Raw genomic sequence first — 20,876 nt, 5'->3', positions numbered from 1 at the left:
GTGTTATTCCATGTCCTTGAGCCACTCGGTGCTCTTGAACCACTTGTCATGGATGCGATCGTAGGTGCCGTCTTCGTGGATCTGGTGCAGGAAGTTGTTGATGAAGTTGATGCTGTCGTAGTCACCCTTCTTCAAGCCGAAGGCCAAAGGTTCGTAGGTGAACGGTTTGTCGAGGAACACCAGCTTGCCGGCACCGACCTTGTTCACCGCCACAACGTTGTACGGCGCGTCGTAGATGAAGGCATCAGCCTTGCCGTTGACCACGTCGAGCACGGCTTCCTGCTCGTTGTCGTAGCCGTGGTACTTGGCTTTGGCGATCAGCTTCTTGGCGACCATCTCACCGGTGGTGCCGAGTTTGGAGGTGATGCGGTAGTCGGCGGTGTTCAGGTCTTTATAGGACTTGATGGTGCCTTCCAGCTCCTTGCGGATCAGCAGGGTCTGGCCGACAACGATGAACGGTTCGCTGAAGTTCAGGCGCAGGTTGCGTTCCTGGGTCAGGGTCATGCCGCTGCCGATCATGTCGAACTTGTCGGTCATCAGCGCCGGGATGATCCCGTCGTAACCGGTGGAGACCAGCTCCAGCTTGACGCCCATGGCCTTGGTCATGGCTTTGAGGATGTCGACTTCGAAACCGATGATTTCGCCGCGCTTGTTGGTCATTTCGAACGGCATGTAGGTCGGATCCATGCCGACTTTCAAGGTGCCGCGCTTGACCGCGTCATCGATTGCGCCAGCGTGCGCCGCATTGACTGCAACCAGTGCCGTGACGCCGACCAGCAGCATCGACAGATACTTCTTCATCTTCAAGTCCCCAAAACCATTGCGTTTGCGGCGCGAAAACCAACAGAGGCGGGCAAGATTGCCCGGGTGCGCCAATTCGGGGACGGATGCTAACGCACTCGTTCTTTTGCACAAGGGTTAATGGACGATTTGTTTAACAATCAAGATCGCTCCCCCTCACCCCAGCCCTCTCCCCCAAGGGGGCGAGGGGGAAAGGGAGCAGATCGGAGAATATTCAATACCTGAGTTCGGCTCGATATCTCAAGTCGGCGTAACTCGCACATCCAATTTGGTCAGTCCCCTCTCCCCCCGGGAGAGGGCTAGGGTGAGGGGCTCTTTTTCAGCGCCATAAAAAAACCCCGCTAATTAGCGGGGTTTCTTCATCAGGCCGGTTGAGCCTGCATGCTCAGCGGTCGCAACGGCAGCAGCGGCGCATGCGGATCAGCTTTCACCGAAGCCCGCCATGCATCCAGCCACTCAGCGTGACCTTCCGCCCAAACCTGCTCGTGCAGGCGCGCCAACGCCACCGGATCGCTCAGCAATTGCAGGCGATCATGGTTGCTCAGCGCTGCCGGACCGACCTTCAGGGCGTGACGAACACGTTCCTGACGCAGCCACTCGATCGGCTCGGCCTGACCGTGACGGGAAGTCGCCAGCGAGCACGCCAAGGCGTTCTGCTGCGGATCGACCACCGCGCGGACAAAACCGTCGTTCAGCGCGTGGTAACGATTTTCATGGGTGTACTGATCGGTCGCCAGCAGCGCCTGTGGCGGATTGTATTCCTCGGGGATGAGAAACAGGCTCTCGTCACGGGATTTGAGGCCCAGACCGACTCGGCTGGAAATCACCGACACCGGAATCGACAGCATCAGCGAACCGACGATCGGCACCAGCCACCACAGGAAGCTCGGGTTCAGCCAGATCACCAGCAGCGCCCAGCAGAAACCCAGCAAGGTTTGCGGGCCGTGGCGCTTGACCGCTTCGCTCCATGGCGTCGAGTCGTCGTCACGTTGCGGCGAATTCCAGGTTGCGGCCCAGCCGAGGAACGCGGCGAGGACGAAACGGGTGTGGAAAATCATCCGCACCGGCGCCAGCAGCATGGAGAACAGCATCTCCAGCAGCATCGACAGAGTCACCTTGAACTTGCCGCCGAACTCTTTCGCGCCCTTGGCCCAGATCAGGATGATGCTCAACAGTTTCGGCAGGAACAGCAGCACGATGGTCGTCGAGAACAGCGCGATCGCCTTGTCCGGGTGCCATTGTGGCCACAACGGATAGAGCTGACGCGGCTCAAGGAAGTACTGCGGCTCCATCAGCGTGTTCACCGCCAACAGCGCGGTCGACAGCACCAGGAAGAAGAACCACAACGGCGCCGACAGGTAAGACATCACACCGGTGAGGAATACCGCACGGTGCACCGGGTGCATGCCTTTGACCAGGAACAGACGGAAGTTCATCAGGTTGCCGTGGCACCAGCGACGGTCACGCTTGAGTTCGTCGAGCAGGTTCGGCGGCAGTTCTTCGTAGCTGCCCGGCAGGTCGTAGGCAATCCACACGCCCCAACCGGCACGACGCATCAGCGCGGCTTCAACGAAGTCGTGAGACAGGATCGCACCGGAGAACGCACCTTTACCCGGCAACGGCGCCAAGGCGCAGTGGTCGATGAACGGCTTCATGCGGATGATCGCGTTGTGACCCCAGTAGTGGGATTCACCCAACTGCCAGAAGTGCAGACCGGCGGTAAACAGCGGGCCGTATACGCGGGTGGCGAACTGCTGCATGCGTGCATACAGGGTGTCCATGCCCGACGCACGCGGCGCGGTCTGGATGATCCCGGCGTCCGGCGTGGCTTCCATCAGGCGCACCAGACTGGTCAGGCACTCGCCGCTCATCACCGAGTCGGCGTCGAGCACAACCATGTACTTGTAGTCACCGCCCCAACGACGGCAGAAGTCGTCGAGGTTGCCGCTCTTGCGTTTAACCCGACGGCGACGACGACGATAGAAGATCTTGCCGAAGCCTTTGGCTTCACGGCAGACGTCAAGCCAGGCCTGTTGCTCGGCCACGCAGATGTCAGTGTCGTTACTGTCACTCAACACGAAGAAGTCGAAGCGATCCAGATCACCGGTGGCGGCAACCGATTCGAACGTTGCCCGCAGACCGGCGAACACACGCGGCACGTCTTCGTTGCAGATCGGCATCACCAGAGCGGTACGCGCGTCTTTGGCAATCGGCTCGTTGCCGGCGCTTTTGCCGGAGATGCGGTATTTATCGTGACCGGTGAGCAACTCGAGGAAGCCCATCAGCGCGGTCCAGAAACCGGCCGAGACCCAGCAGAACAGAATCCCGAACAGAATCAGGATGCTGGTTTGCAGCGCATACGGCAGCACTTGCGTGGCAGTTTGCAGCAGCGGTTGATGCAAGACTTCGTCGAGATCGACGAACGACCAGCCCTGGTACGGCATGATGCCTTTCATGTACCAACCGGCGACGATGGTCTGGCCGAGCATCAGCAGCAACAGAATGTAGCGGCGGATCGAACCGACGGTGCGCCAGCGCGCGGCCGGCAGGACGTTCTCGTCCTTCGGCGGCTGCGGCGGGTTGGTGCGACCGGTCAGTCGGCGCCAGCCACGCACCAGAATATTGGTGCGCCATGGCTCCGGCACGACTTTGGTCCGACGGATCGGCGGCGTCGCCTTCATGCTGACGCGACCGCTGGCGTCGAGCACCAGCATCTCCGCGTCTTCAAGCTCTTCGGCGGTGCTCAGGGTCAGGCGCTTGCCCACCGAAGCCTGGGCGGCTTCGGCAGGGGCGTCGAACGTCGAGGACGACAAGCGTTGGTGCAGCTCGCTGAACGACTGGCAGCCCGCGAGTTCCGCGCGCTGCTCGTCGGTCATCGGCAGATGCGCCAGGTACTCGGACAGAGTCTCTGGCTGTACTTGAGAGTTACTCATCGGCAGGCAACTGATAGCTCCAGGTCTCGGTCAGGACTTCTTCAGTCGGTGCCGATTCCGGTGTGGCTGGGGCCGCGTCCGCAGCCGCTGGCTGCTTGGCGTCTTTGTTGGCCTTGTCCTTGGCATCTGCTACTGGCTTGGCGTCAGCCTGTTTGGCCTCGGCGGCCTTGGCTTCCTTGTCGAGTTTCTCTTGTTGCTTGGCGGCGACCTTGTCGGCCTTGGCGACGGACGAATTGGACGCCGGCACCGAAGACTTGGCGAGATCGGCGGTCACGACAGGCTGTACCAGTGCGGCACGCATCTCGGTCGACTTGCTCGCGTCCTTGATTTTCATCCGCAGGGTCAAACGCCAGCCCTTGGTTTCCGGGTTGTAGCGCACGCTGTTTTCAACCAGCTCGGCGTTGTCGCCAACACTGACCTGGCTGCGAACGTCGGCGTCCGGGGTCAGCGCCGCCAGCGATGGACCTTCGAAGTCGACCAGGTAGGCAACGCTGCCATCCGGCTGACGGATCAGGTTCGACTGCTTGACGTCACCGGTCGAACGCAGGGTCTGCGAAACCCACGCGCTATCCGGCGCGTGAATCGCCGCTTCGTCCATGGTCCAGTGCAGGCGGTAGGCGAAATCCAGCGGCTTGCCTGGTTCCGGCATGGTTTCCGGGCTCCAGAACGCAACGATGTTGTCGTTGGTTTCGTCGGCGGTCGGAATTTCTACCAGATCAACAGTGCCCTTGCCCCACTCGCCCTTCGGCTCGATCCAGGCGCTTGGGCGCTTGTCGTAGCGGTCGTCGAGGTCTTCATAGTGGCTGAAGTCGCGGCCACGTTGCAGCAGACCGAAACCACGCGGGTTCTCGACGCTGAAGTTGCTCACGGCCAAGTGTTTCGGGTTGTTCAGCGGACGCCAGATCCACTCGCCGTTACCGGCATGGATCGACAGACCACTGGAGTCGTGCAGTTCACGACGATAGTTGAGGACTTTCGACGGCTGGTTGGCGCCGAACAGGAACATGCTGGTCAGCGGCGCGATGCCCAGTTTGCCGACCTTGTCACGCAGGAACACCTGCGCCTTGACGTCAACAATGGTGTCGCTGCCCGGACGCAGGATAAGACGATAGGCACCGGTAGCGCGCGGCGAGTCGAGCAGCGCGAAAATTACCAGATGCTTGTCGCCCGGCTTCGGCTGTTGAATCCAGAACTCGCGGAAACGCGGGAATTCTTCGCCCGATGGCAGCGCGGTATCAATCGCCAGACCACGCGCCGAGAGGCCGTAGGTATGGCCCTTGCCGACAACGCGGAAGTAACTCGCGCCGAGCATGGTCATGATTTCGTCTTGCTTGTCGGCCTTGTTGATCGGATACAGCACACGGAAACCGGCATAACCCAGTTGTTCGGTAGCTTTCGGATCGAATTTCAGGTCGCCGAAATCGAAGCGCGTCGGATCATATTTGATCTCTTCGACGGTGTTCGCGGTGATTTCGTTGATTTTCACCGGTGTATCGAAGTGCATACCCTGGTGATAGAAGGACAGTTTGAACGGGGTCTTCTGATCAGCCCACTCAGCCTTTTCGGTGAGGAAGCGGATTTTCTGATAGTCCGCGAACTTCATGTCGCGGAATTCGTTCGGCAGGTTGCTGCGCGGGGCTTCGAATTTCTGCCCGGCCAGCTCTTTGGCCTTGGTCGATACATCGTCAAGATTGAACGCCCAAAGCTGACCGGCGCTGAGCAGGCACAGGAGCGCCGAACCCGCTACCAGGGCACTTCGCATGCGTTTGGCAGACATTTTTGCTGCATTACAGGGACTAACAATCACGAGCAACCCTCGCCGAAAACAGATCAATAAACCAACGGCCAGCTATCTATATGCCAGGTTGGCGAGCATTGTTCCGACTCCGCTGGGGCAAAATGATTCCCCAATCGGATCCGGACAAGTCTCTACCTAAGTCAAAATGGACCAACGAACGCTGATCCCCGTAGCGCGCGATTATCTAGTAGCCCGCATGACAACGCATCAGGGGTAACAAAGTATTTATCGCGAAAACACCCTAAAAACAGTCGAAATTTCCTAAAAAGGTGTTTCAGGCGCTTTCAGGTCTGTAACAAAAAGGTAACCGGGCCATCGTTGACCAAATGCACCTGCATATCGGCGCCGAATCTACCTGATGCCACAGTGCCATGCACCTGTTTCGCTTTGCCTAATAGATAGTCGAACAATTCCTCGCCAAGGGCCGGTGGCGCCGCGGTGGAAAAGCTTGGGCGTAACCCGCTTTTGGTGTCGGCAGCCAGGGTGAACTGAGAGACCAGCAGCAACCCGCCACCAACATCCGCCAGGGACAAATTCATCTTGCCCTCGGCGTCGCTGAATACACGATAGTTAAGCAGCTTATGCAGAAGTTTGTCGGCGCTGGCACGCGTGTCGTCGGGTTCGACCGCCACCAGCACCAGCAAACCCTGGTCTACCGCGCCAACCACCTCTCCCGCCACTTCAACCCGCGCACCGCGTACGCGCTGTAAAAGCCCCTTCATGCTTCTTCGGGCGGCAAGTCGAGCAGGCGCCGGGCCATTTGGCCGGCCGCACGCACCAACGCATCGGTGATACCCGGTTCGGACGCGGCATGGCCGGCATCGCGAATGACCTGCAGCTCACTGTTCGGCCAGGCCTGGTGCAATTCCCAGGCATTGTCGAGCGGGCAGATCACATCGTAACGGCCGTGAATGATCACGCCCGGCAGGTGAGCAATCTTGCCCATGTCGCGAATCAGTTGATTCGGCTCAAGGAACGCATTGTTGGTGAAGTAGTGGCATTCGATCCGCGCAATCGACAATGCGCGTTGCGGTTCGGAGAAACGATCGACCACCAGCGGGTTCGGCCGCAGGGTCGCAGTGCGCCCTTCCCAGGTCGACCAGGCCTTGGCGGCGTGCATTTGGGCGATCTGGTCGTTGCCGGTCAGCCGTTTGTGGAACGCGCTGAGCAGATCATCGCGCTCGTCCAACGGAATCGGTGCGATGTAGTCCTGCCAGTAATCGGGGAACAGACGGCTGGCACCAGCCTGGTAGAACCATTCGATTTCCTGCGGACGGCAGAGAAAGATCCCACGCAGGATCAGGCCATGCACACGCTCCGGGTGAGTTTGCGCATAGGCCAGCGCCAGGGTCGAACCCCACGAGCCGCCAAACAGCACCCATTTATCGATGCCCAGATGTTTGCGGATGCGCTCAAGGTCGGCGACCAGATCCCAGGTGGTGTTGTTTTCCAGGCTGGCGTGCGGGGTTGAGCGGCCGCAACCGCGCTGGTCGAAGGTGACAATGCGATACAGGTTCGGATCGAAATAGCGACGGCTTTGCGCGTCGCAACCGGCGCCGGGACCGCCGTGGATGAACACCACCGGCAAACCCTCCGGCGAACCGCTTTCGTCGACGTACAGCGTATGGGTGTCGTCGACAGCCAGATCGTGCCGGGCGTGAGGTTTGATCTGCGGAAACAAAGTCTGCATTGCGCGCTCCGTAAGGGGTCGAGGTCATCCCTGGGGGGACTTCTATTATTCTGCCGTTGGGCATCATAAACCCGATTTACGTCAATGAGCATGCTCCTGGGCATGAATCAAAACCTGCGCCTGCCAGGCTGCGATGTTTTGACTGATCGTTCCCACGCAGAGCGTGGGAACGATCAATTAAAAGATTGCTGCCTGCGGCAGCTCCTACAGTGGGTGGATCAGGCGTTGTGGTGTTTTTCGCCCCAGGTGATGAAGTGCTGCAGCAGTTCCTTGAGTACCACCCGCGTCGGCTCGGCCAGGTCAGGGCGATAGCGGAACGGTTCGAACTCTTCCATATACGTGCACTGGCCCAGTTCCAGTTGCACAGCGTGAATGTTCTCGGCCGGGTTGCCGTAATGACGGGTGATATGGCCGCCCTTGAAGCGCCCGTTGAGCACATAGCTGTAATCGTCGTGACGGGCGCAGATCGCTTCCAGTTGCGTGGCCAACTGTGGATCGCAACTGGCACCGTTGAAGGTACCGAGGTTGAAGTCCGGCAGCTTGCCTTCGAACAGGTGCGGGATGATCGAGCGGATCGAATGCGCATCGAACAGCAGCGCGTAGCCAAACTCAGCCTTCAGCCGCGCCAACTCTTCCTGCAAGGTGCGGTGATACGGCGTCCAGATCTGTTCCAGATACGTCGCGCGCTCTTCTTTCGAAGGCTCCAACCCTTCCTTGAACAGCGGGATGCCATCGAACAAGGTCGCCGGGTACAACCCGGTGGTGGCGCCGACGTACAGCGGCTTGTCGTCGGACGGACGATTCAGGTCGATGACGAAACGCGAATATTCGGCAGCCAGGGTGCTGGCGCCCAGCTCTTGGGCGAAATCGTAAAGCTGCGGAATATGCCAGTCAGTGTCCGGCAGGCTTTTCGCGTCCGCGATCAGCCCGGCCTCGACCGCAGGCGTCAGACGCAGACCCGCGTGAGGCATGCTGATCAGCAGCGGCACGCGACCTTGTTTGAAGTTCAGAACCTTATCCACAACCGCTCTCCTACAGACTTGATTCAACGCCGTGACGCACGACGCGTTTGTCCAGATCACCACCGAGCCAATAAGCCAGATCCGCCGGACGATCGATGTGCCAGGCAACAAAATCCGCGACCTTGCCGACTTCCAGCGAACCGTGGGTATCAGCCATGCCCAGCGCTTGCGCGGCGTGAATCGTCGCACCGGCCAAGGCTTCTTCCGGGGTCATGCGGAAACAGGTGCAAGCCATGTTGAGCATCAGGCGCAACGACAGCGCCGGCGAGGTGCCGGGGTTGAGGTCGCTGGCGATGGCGATTTTGACTTTGTGTTTGCGCAAGGCGTCCATCGGCGGGAGTTGGGTTTCACGCAGAAAGTAGAACGCCCCCGGCAGTAACACCGCGATGGTGTCGGATTCGGCCATGGCGATGGCGTCGGCCTCATCCATGAACTCCAGGTGATCGGCGGACAGCGCCTTGTAGCGTGCGGCGAGGCTGGAGCCATGCAGCGATGACAGTTGTTCGGCGTGCAGCTTCACCGGCAGACCGAGTTTCTGTGCAGCGATAAACACACGTTCGACCTGATCCGGCGAGAACGCCAGATATTCGCAGAACGCATCCACCGCATCGACCAGCCCTTCGGCGGCCAATGCCGGCAGCATCTCGGTGCAGATCAGATCGATGTAATCGTCAGCGCGATCCTTGTATTCCGGTGGCAACGCGTGAGCGGCCAGACAGGTGCTGCGCACGCTGATCGGCAGCTCTTTTTCCAAGCGACGAATCACTCGGAGGATCTTGCGTTCGTTGGCCAGATCGAGGCCGTAGCCGGACTTCATTTCGACTGTGGTCACGCCGTCGCGCATCAGGCTTTTCAGACGCTTGGCGGCGCTGGCGAACAGCTCGTCTTCAGTCGCTTCGCGAGTCGCGCGCACGGTGCTGGCGATGCCGCCACCCTGCGCGGCGATCTCGGCATAGCTGACGCCTTGCAGGCGCTTTTCGAATTCGCCGCTGCGGTTGCCGCCGAACACCGTATGGGTGTGGCAGTCGATCAGACCGGGGGTGACCCACGCACCTTGCAGGTCATTGACCGCCGGGTATTCGCCGGAGGGCAATTGATTGCGCGGGCCGATCCACTCGATGAGCGCACCGGACGTCACGATGGCCGCGTCTTCGATGATCGAGTAGACGCCTCGCGCCATGGTTGCGACGTGGCAGTGTTGCCAGAGGGTTTTCACTGTTGGCCTCCGTTTGGATTGATGATCGTTCCCACGCTCTGCGTGGGAATGCAGCCCGTGACGCTCCGCGTCACTGGACGCGGAGCGTCCCTTGAGGCATGCCCACGCAGAGCGTGGGAACGATCAGTGGGTAGGGTTAAAGGCTAGGCAGCAATTTCGCCGGAACCAGCTCGGTCAGGCACCGCGACGCCAACAGCTCAGTCGCCGCATTAATGTCCGGCGCAAAGAAGCGGTCCTTCTCATAGAACGGCACTTCCTTACGCAGAATCGCCCGGGCCTTTTCCAGCTTGGCCGAGGTTTTCAGACCATTACGCAGATCCAGCCCCTGCACCGCCGCCAACCATTCCACCGCGAGAATCCCGCGGGTGTTCTCGGCCATTTCCCACAGACGCTTGCCTGCCGCCGGGGCCATCGACACGTGGTCTTCCTGGTTGGCCGAAGTCGGCAAACTGTCCACCGAATGTGGATGGGACAGCGCCTTGTTCTCGCTGGCCAGTGCTGCTGCAGTCACCTGCGCAATCATGAAACCAGAGTTCACGCCGCCATTGGCCACCAGGAACGGCGGCAGTTGCGACATGTGTTTGTCCATCATCAGCGAGATGCGGCGCTCACTCAGCGAGCCGATTTCGGCGATGGCCAGGGCCATGTTGTCAGCCGCCATGGCCACCGGTTCGGCGTGGAAGTTGCCGCCGGAAATCACATCGCCTTCGGCGGCAAACACCAACGGGTTATCCGACACGGCGTTGGCTTCAACGGCCAGTACTTCGGCAGCCTGGCGGAACTGGGTCAGGCACGCGCCCATGACTTGTGGCTGACAGCGCAGCGAGTACGGATCCTGAACCTTTTCGCAGTTCTGGTGCGAGTCGGAGACTTCGCTGCGCTCGCCGAGCAGATCGCGGTAGGCAGCGGCAGCATCGATCTGGCCTTTCTGGCCGCGAGCCGCGTGGATCCGCGCATCGAACGGCGAACGCGAACCCAGCACCGCTTCGACCGTCAGACCGCCCAGCGCAATCGCGCCGGCAAACAGATCTTCACCCTCAAACAAACCACGCAGCGCAAATGCCGTGGAAACCTGCGTGCCGTTGAGCAGCGCCAAACCTTCCTTCGCCGCCAGTGTCAGCGGTGTCAGACCGGCGACTTTCAGCGCTTCGGTGGCTTCCATCCACTCGCCCTTGTAACGCGCCTTGCCCTCGCCCAGCAGCACCAGCGACATGTGCGCCAATGGCGCCAGATCACCCGAGGCACCGACCGAACCTTTCAGCGGAATGTGCGGATAAACCTCGGCGTTGATCAGTGCAATCAGCGCATCGATCACCACACGGCGGATGCCGGAGAAACCACGGCTGAGGCTGTTGACCTTGAGCACCATGATCAGCCGCACCAGGTCATCACTGATCGGTTGACCAACGCCGGCGGCGTGGGACAGCACCAGCGAGCGCTGGAGGTTTTCCAGGTCTTCACTGGCGATGCGGGTCGAGGCCAGCAGGCCGAAACCGGTGTTGATGCCGTAGGCGGTGCGGTTCTCGGCGAGGATCTGTTCAACGCAAGCGACGCTGGCCTCGATCTGCGCGGAGGCGCTGTTGTCGAGGCTCAGCTTGACCGGGTGCTGGTAGACGTCACGCAGTTGGGCCAGGCTCAGTTGGCCGGGGATCAGGTTCAGCGCAGTCATTTAAATGCTCCTTTTGAGAGTTTGTTATTAACAACCAGTCGCTCCGGAGCATTCCGTTATCCGTCGCCTCTCGCCTTCTGAGCGATCCGCGCCTTGGCACGCTGGTATGGGTATTGTCAGTGCAGATTCGGTAATACGTTGTGCAGCGAATTCGGGTTTTTCAGAACGCTTGCGGCGGCGGCGATATCCGGCGCCAGCCAGCGATCCTGATCGTAGGCCGGGACCGTTTCGCGCAGCAGTCGCCACGCCCGGTCAGTGCCCGCGCCGAAGCGTTGCTCCTTGAGGAATTCAAACGCCTGCGCCGCCAGCAGATATTCGATGGCGAGGATCTGCGTGCAGTTTTCCAATGCGCGATGCAGCTTCAGCGCGGCGTTGGTGCCCATGCTCAGATGGTCTTCCTGAAGGCCTGAGGTGATGTAGTTGTCGAGCACCGCCGGTTGCGCCAATTGGCGGTTTTCCGCACACAGCGACGCGGCGACGTATTGCACGATCATCATCCCCGAGTTCACCCCCGGATTGGCCACCAGAAACGCCGGCAGACCGCTGACGTGCGGGTTCACCAAGCGATCGAGACGACGCTCGGCAATCGAGCCGATTTCGGCCATGGCAATCGCCAGCAAGTCCGCCGCCATCGCCACCGATTGCCCGTGCGGGTTGGCTTGGGACATGACGCGGAAGTTGTCCGGCGTACCGAGCAACAGCGGGTTGTCGGTGCAGCCGTTGAGTTCGGCTTCGACTTGTTTGATCGCATGTTCCAATTGATCGCGTGCAGCGCCGTGCACCTGCGGGATCGAGCGAATGCTCAGCGCATCCTGAGTGCGAATGCCTTTGCTCGAAGCAATCACTTCACTGCCATCGAGCAGCGCACGCAGGTTGACGCCGACGTGCTGCATGCCCGGGTGTGGTTTCAGGGCGATGATCTCGGCATCGAACGCGTCGATCTGACCGCGCTGGGCCTCAAAGCTCATGGCACCAATCACGTCGGCCCATTGCACCAGTCGCGTGGCGTCGGCAATTGCCAGACAACTGAGGCCGGTCATGCATGGTGTGCCGTTGACCAGGCACAAACCGTCCTTCGCACCGAGTTGCACCGGTTGCAGGCCTTCTTCGGCCAGCGCCTGTTGTGCAGAGGTGATCTGCCCGCGATAGCTGACGTTGCCGACTCCGAGCAGCGTAATGCCGATGTGCGCCATGTGGGTCAGGTAACCCACCGAACCTTGCGACGGCACTTGCGGGGTGATGCCGCGATTGAGCAGAGCCAGCAACGCTTCGACGACACGCCGATGAATACCGGACTTGCCATGGCTGTAGTTGTGGATCGCCGAGCAGATGATGGCGCGGGTCTGCTCGTCAGGCAGTACCGGGCCAACGCCGCAGGCGTGGCTGAGCAGTGTGTTGCGCGAGAGCTGGCTGAGTTGTTCGTCTTGCAGCGAGACGTTGGACAAGCCGCCCAGGCCGGTGTTGACGCCATAGGCGCGCTCGCCGCTTTCGACGATGCGCTGGACGATGCCTTGGGCGTTTTCGATGCGCGCCCAGGTGTCGCTCGACAGCTCAAGTTGTGCACCGTGACGGGCGACGGCGACCACGTCCTGCCAACGCAGGGGGGCGCCGGTGATGATGATTTTTTCAGCCTGGGACATCTAAAACCTCAACCGTAATATTGATGCAGCTTCACTGGCCCCATCGCTGGCAAGCCAGCTCCCACAGGATCTCCAGTGTTCACACAATCTCTGTAGAAATCGGGCCTGCCAGCCCTCAGGGCTCACACAATCCCTGTGGGAGCTGGCTTGCCAGCGATGGGGCCAGTCAGTGCAATGCATTATTCAGATCAAACCACCGCAGCACGCCGCTGCACAAACCGGTCAACGTACTCATCCGCCGGCGAATGCAGGATCTCCCGGGGAGTACCGACCTGAATCAGCCGCCCATCCTTGAGAATCGCAATGCGATTGCCGATACGCACCGCCTCATCAAGGTCGTGGGTGATGAACACGATGGTCTTGTGCAGAGTCTTTTGCAGCTCCAGCAACTGATCCTGCATCTCGGCGCGGATCAGCGGATCGAGCGCACTGAACGCTTCGTCCATCAGGATGATGTCGGTGTCCGCCGCCAAGGCGCGGGCCAGGCCGACACGCTGACGCATGCCGCCGGAGAGCTGGTGCGGGTATTTGTTTTCGTAGCCTTTAAGGCCCACGGTGTTGATCCAGTGCAGCGCACGCTCCGAGCACATTTGCTTGCTCTCGCCGCGCACCTTCAGGCCGTAGGCAACGTTGTCGAGTACGGTCTTGTGCGGCAGCAGGCCGAAGCTCTGGAACACCATGCTGATCTTGTGCCGGCGAAATTCGCGCAGGGCTTCCATGTCGTATTGCAGGATGTCCACACCGTCGACCAGAATCGCGCCGCTGGTCGGGTCGATCAGACGATTGAAGTGGCGCACCAGCGTCGATTTGCCGGAGCCGGACAGGCCCATGATCACGAAGATTTCACCGGTGCCGATGCTCAGCGACAGGTCGTTGACGCCGACCACACAACCGGTTTCGCTCAGCACCTGATCCTTGGTCTTGCCTTGGCCAACCATGGCCAGAGCGTCCTTGGCGCGGTTGCCGAAAATCTTGAAGACGTTTTTGACTTCGATCTTGCTCACGGTTGTGTTGCTCATTTGCTCACCTCATGCCGTGGCCGACCGTACGCCTGAGTAATGCGGTCGATGACCACTGCGAGAATCACGATCGCCAGACCGGCCTCAAGACCGCGTCCGACGTTGAGGGTCTGAATGCCCACCAACACATCTTCACCCAGGCCACGGGCACCGATCATCGAGGCAATCACCACCATCGACAGGGCCATCATGGTGGTCTGGTTGATCCCGGCCATGATGCTCGGCAGGGCCAGCGGCAGTTGCACGCCAAACAGTTGCTGCCAGCGATTGGCGCCGAATGCATTGATCGCTTCCATGACTTCGCCGTCGACCTGGCGAATGCCCAGATCGGTCAGGCGGATCAGCGGCGGTGCGGCGTAGATCACCGTGGCGAAAATCGCCGGCACCTTGCCCAGGCCGAACAGCATCAGCACGGGAATCAGGTACACGAAACTTGGCATGGTCTGCATGATGTCGAGCAGCGGCATCAGCACCGAACGCAAGCGATTGCTGCGCGCCGAGAGAATCCCCAGCGGGATGCCGATCAGCACCGAAATGATCGTCGCGACCATCATCAGCGCCAGGGTTTGCATGAGTTTGTCCCACAGGCCGACAGCGCCAACGAGGAACAGCAGACCGACGATGACAGCGGTGGTCACCACTTTGCGCGTGGCATGCCAGGCGACGACACCGACAATCGCCAGCATCAGCCACCACGGCGCGGCGCGCAGCAGGCCCTCGAGATTGACGATGGCCCAGAGCAGGGTGTCGGAGATGTGGCGGAACACATCACCGTAGTTGGTCACCAGCGAATCGACCCAACCGTTGACCCAGTCGGCGATGGAAAAGGTAAAGCTTTCGGGAAACATAAGAGACTCTCAATCAAGGGGTTGCGATCAAGCGTCCGACTGCTGTTGCCAGCAGTCGGCAAAACTCAACCTACAAGGCCGCGTCGATTTTCCTGGCTGCGTCGTCGCTCACCCATGCGTGCCAGACCTCAGGATGTTCCTTGAGGAAGATTTTCGCCAGTTTTGGCGACTCGATACGTTCCTTCGCCATGCGTCCCAGGTTCTGGTTCAGCAGGTCGATCGGCAGGTTGACCTTTTCCAGCACGGCCACCAGTTCCGGGGCTTCGTCGTGGAAGGTCTTGGACAGGCCGACCTTGATGCTCACGGTCTTGTCGACGCCGGGTTTCTCTTCGAGTTTGACCAGATCAACCTGGCCCATCAGCGGGGTTGGCGACCAGTAGTAGAACAGGATCGGCTCGCCACGCTTGTAGCTCGACAGCACTGCCGCATCGAGTGCCGGGCCTGTGCCCGGACGGAAGTTGGTGTAGCTGTTTTCGAGGCCGTAGCTCTTGAGCATTTCGCTGTTGTCCAGCTCACAGGTCCAGCCGGCCGGGCAGTTGTAGAAACGGCCTTTCGATGGCTCTTCGGCGTCCTTGAACACGGCGGCGTATTTGCCCAGATCAGCGATGTTTTTCAGATCTGGCGCTTTCGGCTCAAGCTTGCGCTTGGCGTCGCCCTCGATCACGTAGCGCGGCACGTACCAGCCTTCCACCGCGCCCACCACTGGCGCGCCGACACCGACGACTTTGCCGGCCTTCTCGGCCTTGTTCCAGACCTCGCTGCGGCCGACCCATTCTTCGGCGAACACTTGAATATCGTTGCTGCTCAGGGCGTTCTCCATGGTGATGGAGTTGCCCGGCAGGCTGTCGGTCTTGCAGTCGTAACCTTTTTCCAGGACCACTTGCAGAACGTCGGTCAGCAGCATGCCGCTTTCCCAGTTCAGCCCGGCGAATTTCACCGGTTTGCCCGATTCGCACCAACCGGCGGCCTGAGTGGCACCGGCACTGGCGAGCAGGCCCATGGAAAGCAAAGTGGTCAGCAGGGTCTTGTTCGATTTCATTGTCGTGACGCTCCTAATCATGAATTGGGCTTACGGCAGTCAAGAGGCATCCAGCCCTGTCCACGTCCAATCAGGCCTGCGCCGCTACGCGACTGGCCCCGCTTTTTTCAGGTTGTGCATGGCTGCTCTGCTCGACCGGCAGAATCAGCTGATCAGGTACAGCGCTGTGCCATTTTTTGGCGCACACGTAATAAACGGCGGCAGGCAACACCAGACCGATGATCCAGGAGATATCCACATCACCCAGCGCTGCCACCAGCGGACCTGTGTAGAACTTGGTGGAGATGAACGGCAGCTGCACCAGCACGCCGAACACATAGACGCTGATACCGAGCATGTTCCAGCGTCCGTAGCGACCGTCAGGATTGGCCAGCGCCGGTACGTCATAGCGCTCGCGAGTGATGCAGTAGTAGTCGACCAGGTTGATCGCGCTCCACGGCGTGAAGAAGGCGAGCAGGAACAGGATGAAAGACTTGAACGCACCGAGGAACGAGTGCTGGCCGAGCAAGGCGATCAGTGTTGCAGCGCCGACGATGAACAGCACGAACACCAGACGCTGCAAACGCGAGACCTGCAGGTGGCCACGGAAGCCGCTGATGATGGTCGCGATGCACATGAAACTGCCGTAGGAGTTCAGCGTCGAGATGGTCACTTTGCCGAACGCGATGCTGAAGTACAGCAACGCAGCGGTGGCACCGGTGCCGCCCAGACCGACGATGTAGGCCACTTCGTGACCGGCGAATTGACCGTTGGCGGAAGCTGCGGCGAACACACCGAGGATCATCGCCACTTGCGCACCGACCACAGAACCGGCACCGGCGGCGAAGAAGGTTTTTACCGCCGAGGTATTACTCGGCAGGTATCGCGAGTAGTCAGCCACGTAAGGGCCGAACGCGATCTGCCAGGAAGCGGCGAGCGACACCGCCAGCAGGAAGCTGCTCCAGCTGAAGTGACGGATTTGCAGGAGTGCGCCCACGTCAACCTGACTGATCAGCCGGCTGAACAGATAAACGAAGGCGATCACGCCAATGACACTGGCGACACGGCCGATCCAGTGGATCACCCGATAACCGAGCACCGTGACCACCACAATGACACTGGCGAAAAGCAAGATGCCGACGGTGTCGCTGACGCCAAACAACTGGCCCAGCGCCTGACCGGACAGTACCGTGCCGGTGGCAGTGAAACCGAGATACATCAGGCACACCAACACGATCGGGATGGCGGCGCCATACACGCCGAACTGTACGCGGCTGGAAATCATCTGCGGCAGACCGAGCTTCGGCCCTTGCGCCGCATGCAGCGCCATCACCCCGCCGCCGAGCAGTTGACCGATCAACAGACCGATCAACGACCAGAACACATCACCGCCCAGCACCACGGCCAGGGCCCCGGTGACAATCGCGGTGATTTGCAGGTTGGCACCCATCCACAGGGTGAACTGGCTAAACAGACGACCGTGTCTTTCCGCTTCCGGGATGTAGTCGATCGAACGCCTTTCGATCAACGGTTTGTTGCCTGCACGATCGGTGTTAACAGCCATGATTCAACCTCTGTGGATTGTTTAATTGTTCTCTCGGGCTACTGAAACCTTGTGGGAGCTGGCTTGCCAGCGATGACGTCGGCACTTTCAACATCAATGCCAGTAGTGCCACCGCTTTCGCTGGCAAGCCAGCTCCCACAGGATCTTTATTTACCGGTAATCATCGGCAGGTTCAGACCCTGCTCCTTGGCGCAGTCGATGGCGATCTGGTAACCGGCATCGGCGTGACGCATGACACCGGTCGCCGGGTCGTTGTGCAGCACGCGCGCAATACGTTCGGCCGCTTCGTCAGTACCGTCGCAGACAATCACCATGCCCGAGTGCTGGGAGAAGCCCATACCGACGCCGCCGCCGTGGTGCAGGGAAACCCAGGTCGCGCCGCTCGCGGTGTTGAGCAGAGCATTGAGCAATGGCCAGTCGGACACGGCGTCGGAACCGTCCTGCATCGATTCGGTTTCGCGGTTCGGGCTGGATACCGAACCGGAGTCGAGGTGGTCGCGACCGATCACGATCGGTGCCGACAGCTCGCCGCTGCGGACCATCTCGTTGAAGGCCAGACCGAGCTTGGCGCGCAGACCCAGACCCACCCAGCAGATACGTGCCGGCAGACCCTGGAAGCTGATGCGCTCGCGGGCCATGTCCAGCCAGTTGTGCAGGTGCGCGTCGTCCGGGATCAGCTCTTTGACCTTGGCGTCGGTTTTGTAGATGTCTTGCGGATCACCCGACAGCGCCGCCCAGCGGAACGGGCCGATGCCACGGCAGAACAGCGGACGGATATAGGCCGGTACGAAGCCCGGGAAGTCGAACGCGTTTTCGACGCCCTCTTCCTGCGCCATCTGACGGATGTTGTTGCCGTAGTCGAAGGTCGGAATGCCTTGCTTCTGGAATTCCAGCATGGCTTTGACGTGCACCGCCATCGACTGCTTGGCGGCTTTGATCACAGCGGCCGGCTCGGTCTTGGCGCGAGCGCGGTATTCGTCCCAGGTCCAGCCGGCCGGCAGGTAGCCGTTGAGTGGATCGTGGGCGCTGGTCTGGTCGGTGACCATGTCCGGGCGTACGCCGCGCTTGACCAGTTCCGGGAGAATTTCAGCGGCGTTACCCAGCAGCGCGATGGAGATGGCTTTGCCTTCTTTGGTGTACTTGTCGATGCGCGCCAGGGCGTCGTCGAGGTCTTTGGCTTGCTCGTCGACATAACGGCTTTTCAGACGGAAATCGATGCTGACCTGCTGGCATTCAATGTTCAGCGAGCAGGCGCCGGCCAGGGTTGCAGCCAGAGGTTGAGCGCCACCCATGCCACCGAGACCTGCGGTCAGGACCCACTTGCCGGTGAGGTTGTCGTTGTAGTGCTGGCGGCCGGCTTCGACGAAGGTTTCGTAGGTGCCCTGCACGATGCCTTGGCTGCCGATATAGATCCAGCTGCCGGCGGTCATCTGGCCGTACATGGCCAGGCCTTTGGCGTCGAGTTCGTTGAAGTGCTCCCAGCTCGCCCAGTGTGGCACCAGGTTGGAGTTGGCGATCAGTACGCGCGGGGCATTGCTGTGAGTTTTGAACACGCCGACCGGCTTGCCGGATTGCACCAGCAGGGTCTCGTCGTCATTCAGATTGGTCAGGCTCTCGACGATCTTGTCGTAGCACTCCCAGTTACGCGCAGCGCGACCGATACCACCGTAGACCACTAGCTCTTTCGGGTTCTCGGCGACTTCCGGATCGAGGTTGTTCATCAGCATGCGCAGCGGCGCTTCGGTCAGCCAGCTCTTGGCGGTCAGCTTGTTGCCGCGTGCGGCGCGGATTTCTACGTCACGATGCTTTGTAAATGTAGTAGCAGTGGTCATCTTGTTGTCAGTCACGAAAAAGACTCCTCAGCGATCAATTCAAACCAACCCTGGCAGTGGGCAAGCAGCCTGTGCGCTTCAATGCGCGACAAGCGAATCAGTGGACGCTGCGGACTTATACGCATACGTCTTTACTTGTACATACAAGCATATGCAATCAAGCGGCCAACTTGCTGGAGGAGTGTTCAATAAAAATCGTGGATGAGGCTGGAGAGCGCCTGAAACAAGGGTTCGGGCGTGGATGAAATTTTTCGCGAGGGATTTTGTGGAAGGCTGATGGTTGTTACGTGGGCGCGGTTTTGCTCCACGCTGGGGCGTTCGGTAACAAGTTGGTGCACCAAAGAAACAAGAAGTGTGAATGCACTTGTGGCGAGGGGATTTATCCCCGATGGGCTGCGCAGCAGCCCCTGCTTTCTAAACAAAAGCAGGGCCGCTTCGCGCCCCATCGGGGATAAATCCCCTCACCACAAGTGTTTTATATGAGCAGGGAGATCAGCGCGTAGTCAGTTCGATCACGCAGCAACCGCCATTGACCGCAACCTCAACCAGCCCGGTGTTACCGTCCAGTTGCAGGCAATCATGCCGTCCAAGCTGTGCGGTCTTTTCACCGACCGCCACTTCCAGCAACTCACTGACACTGAACAGCAGCACCGTCCCCGCCGAACTGAAAAACCGTTGCTCGCCATCCAGCCACTGCAACCGCGCGCGGTAACGCTGCGGCGCGTAGATCAGGTTGAAGTCGCGGATCGCGCCACCGAGCAGTGTGCAGGACACCTGACTTTCGCCGCTGAAAGCAAACGGGTCGAGCGGTAACAATGGCCGAGTATCGTCACCGTCCACACACAGGGTCATGCCGTCGCCCTGCAACACGGTGATCACCCGCTGGTATCCGGCGAAGGTTGAAAAACCGCCCGACTCGGCGATGTCGGCAATCGACAGCCGCCAGCCAAAACCATCCAGACCGGCACCCGCGTCACGGGTGATTTCTTCAGTGCTGCCGCCGCCGTTTTTCCACGGCATGCGCGGGTAACCTTCAGCGCGTAAAACCTTCACTTCACTGCTCATTTATGAAAGCGTCCTTCCAGACGATGACGAGAACCGGGATGGATCAGACGAGCAGCGGTCACCGGCTGACGCCCCGACCACGTGCGACGACGGATCAGCAGGCACGGCTCGCCCTTCTCGATCTGCAGCAACTTGCACTCGGACGGCTCGGCAAGAATCGCCTCGACCACGTGCTCGCCTTCGGTCAGTGGCGCGACCTGATTCAAATAGGCATAAGGGGTTTGCAGGGTGAAGTCCTGCTTGAGGTATTCCGGGGCGACCAGCGCGTTGACGAAGCGGTCTTCGATTTGCACCGGAATGTCGTTTTCGTAATGCACGATCAGCGAGTGGAACACCTTCTGCCCTTCACGCATGTCCAGCGCCAGGGCGCGCTCGGAACCGGCAGCCTCTTCTTCGAGGGTGATGACCTGGCAGGTGTGGCGATGACCACGGGAGGCGATTTCGTCGGCGATGTTGTGCACTTCGAACAGCGCGGACTGGCTCTTCGGTTCAGCGACGAAAGTGCCGACGCCTTGCATGCGCACCAGCAGACCGTCGGCGGTCATTTCGCGCAGGGCGCGGTTGATGGTCATACGGCTGAAGCCGAGCTGATTGACCAGCTCGCTTTCCGACGGCACGCGGTAGTGCGGCGGCCAGTTACCGCTGTCGATCTGCTGGGTGATCATCTGTTTGACGCGCGCGTACAAGGGCGCCGGACTGTCGCCCATGTTCGCGGCCAACGGGGAAACTGGAGGCGGAGTCGGCACGGTTGATCCTTGTTC

Annotated in this window: 17 protein-coding genes; all 17 read right to left on the bottom strand. The window is 60.2% G+C overall.

Annotated elements, in window-relative coordinates:
• Nucleotides 1-3: 3 nt before the first annotated feature.
• Nucleotides 4-801 carry a transporter substrate-binding domain-containing protein gene (locus tag ACVVH8_RS01975; RefSeq protein ID WP_103304231.1) on the bottom strand — a complete coding sequence of 266 codons (798 nt, stop codon included), beginning with the start codon at nucleotides 799-801 and terminating at the stop codon, nucleotides 4-6.
• 362 nt (nucleotides 802-1,163) lie between these two features.
• On the bottom strand, nucleotides 1,164-3,734 hold the full coding sequence (gene mdoH, locus ACVVH8_RS01970) for a glucans biosynthesis glucosyltransferase MdoH (RefSeq protein ID WP_475228247.1): 2,571 nt from the start codon (nucleotides 3,732-3,734) through the stop codon (nucleotides 1,164-1,166).
• Entirely contained in the window at nucleotides 3,727-5,511 is a 1,785-nt protein-coding gene (locus ACVVH8_RS01965) for a glucan biosynthesis protein G (RefSeq protein WP_177431399.1), read from the bottom strand. Before ACVVH8_RS01965 ends, mdoH begins: the two co-directional genes overlap by 8 nt.
• 305 nt (nucleotides 5,512-5,816) lie before the next feature.
• Entirely contained in the window at nucleotides 5,817-6,254 is a 438-nt protein-coding gene (dtd, locus tag ACVVH8_RS01960) for a D-aminoacyl-tRNA deacylase (protein ID WP_103304229.1), read from the bottom strand.
• Nucleotides 6,251-7,222, bottom strand: a complete 972-nt coding sequence (gene pip, locus ACVVH8_RS01955; protein WP_103304228.1) for a prolyl aminopeptidase — start codon at nucleotides 7,220-7,222, stop codon at nucleotides 6,251-6,253. The genes dtd and pip overlap by 4 nt, the downstream gene beginning before the upstream one ends.
• 218 nt (nucleotides 7,223-7,440) lie before the next feature.
• Nucleotides 7,441-8,244: an N-formylglutamate deformylase gene (gene hutG, locus ACVVH8_RS01950; protein ID WP_475228244.1), complete on the bottom strand. Its 804-nt coding sequence runs from the start codon at nucleotides 8,242-8,244 to the stop codon at nucleotides 7,441-7,443.
• 10 nt (nucleotides 8,245-8,254) lie between these two features.
• Nucleotides 8,255-9,460 (bottom strand): imidazolonepropionase, encoded by a 1,206-nt coding sequence (gene hutI / locus ACVVH8_RS01945; RefSeq protein WP_475228242.1) that lies wholly within the window; start codon nucleotides 9,458-9,460, stop codon nucleotides 8,255-8,257.
• Nucleotides 9,461-9,596: 136 nt separating this feature from the next.
• Nucleotides 9,597-11,129: a histidine ammonia-lyase gene (gene hutH / locus ACVVH8_RS01940; protein ID WP_401303159.1), complete on the bottom strand. Its 1,533-nt coding sequence runs from the start codon at nucleotides 11,127-11,129 to the stop codon at nucleotides 9,597-9,599.
• Nucleotides 11,130-11,245: 116 nt separating this feature from the next.
• Complete coding sequence (hutH, locus tag ACVVH8_RS01935) at nucleotides 11,246-12,769, bottom strand: histidine ammonia-lyase (RefSeq protein ID WP_475228240.1); 1,524 nt, start codon at nucleotides 12,767-12,769, stop codon at nucleotides 11,246-11,248.
• 188 nt (nucleotides 12,770-12,957) lie between these two features.
• The gene (locus ACVVH8_RS01930) at nucleotides 12,958-13,788 is read right to left on the bottom strand and encodes a quaternary amine ABC transporter ATP-binding protein (protein ID WP_213027278.1); all 831 of its coding nucleotides are present in this window, start codon (nucleotides 13,786-13,788) and stop codon (nucleotides 12,958-12,960) included.
• A complete protein-coding gene (locus ACVVH8_RS01925; RefSeq protein WP_007949591.1) occupies nucleotides 13,785-14,636 on the bottom strand; it encodes an ABC transporter permease in 852 nt (283 codons plus the stop codon). Before ACVVH8_RS01925 ends, ACVVH8_RS01930 begins: the two co-directional genes overlap by 4 nt.
• 70 nt (nucleotides 14,637-14,706) lie before the next feature.
• Nucleotides 14,707-15,675 carry an ABC transporter substrate-binding protein gene (locus tag ACVVH8_RS01920; RefSeq protein ID WP_213027277.1) on the bottom strand — a complete coding sequence of 323 codons (969 nt, stop codon included), beginning with the start codon at nucleotides 15,673-15,675 and terminating at the stop codon, nucleotides 14,707-14,709.
• 70 nt (nucleotides 15,676-15,745) lie between these two features.
• Nucleotides 15,746-17,218, bottom strand: a complete 1,473-nt coding sequence (locus ACVVH8_RS01915) for a purine-cytosine permease family protein (RefSeq protein ID WP_103304221.1) — start codon at nucleotides 17,216-17,218, stop codon at nucleotides 15,746-15,748.
• Nucleotides 17,219-17,364: 146 nt separating this feature from the next.
• Complete coding sequence (gene hutU / locus ACVVH8_RS01910) at nucleotides 17,365-19,050, bottom strand: urocanate hydratase (RefSeq protein WP_103304239.1); 1,686 nt, start codon at nucleotides 19,048-19,050, stop codon at nucleotides 17,365-17,367.
• Between the two features lie 185 nt (nucleotides 19,051-19,235).
• Entirely contained in the window at nucleotides 19,236-19,496 is a 261-nt protein-coding gene (locus tag ACVVH8_RS01905) for a hypothetical protein (RefSeq protein ID WP_315445278.1), read from the bottom strand.
• A gap of 46 nt (nucleotides 19,497-19,542) precedes the next feature.
• Complete coding sequence (locus ACVVH8_RS01900) at nucleotides 19,543-20,115, bottom strand: HutD/Ves family protein (RefSeq protein WP_475228238.1); 573 nt, start codon at nucleotides 20,113-20,115, stop codon at nucleotides 19,543-19,545.
• On the bottom strand, nucleotides 20,112-20,822 hold the full coding sequence (gene hutC, locus ACVVH8_RS01895; RefSeq protein WP_163013658.1) for a histidine utilization repressor: 711 nt from the start codon (nucleotides 20,820-20,822) through the stop codon (nucleotides 20,112-20,114). Before hutC ends, ACVVH8_RS01900 begins: the two co-directional genes overlap by 4 nt.
• Between the last annotated feature and the right edge of the window lie 54 nt (nucleotides 20,823-20,876).

The organism is Pseudomonas trutticola BRTCR10, assembly GCF_056155105.1.
The sequence above is the reverse complement of the archived record's forward strand: the minus strand, read 5'-3'. Positions and strand labels throughout refer to the sequence as shown.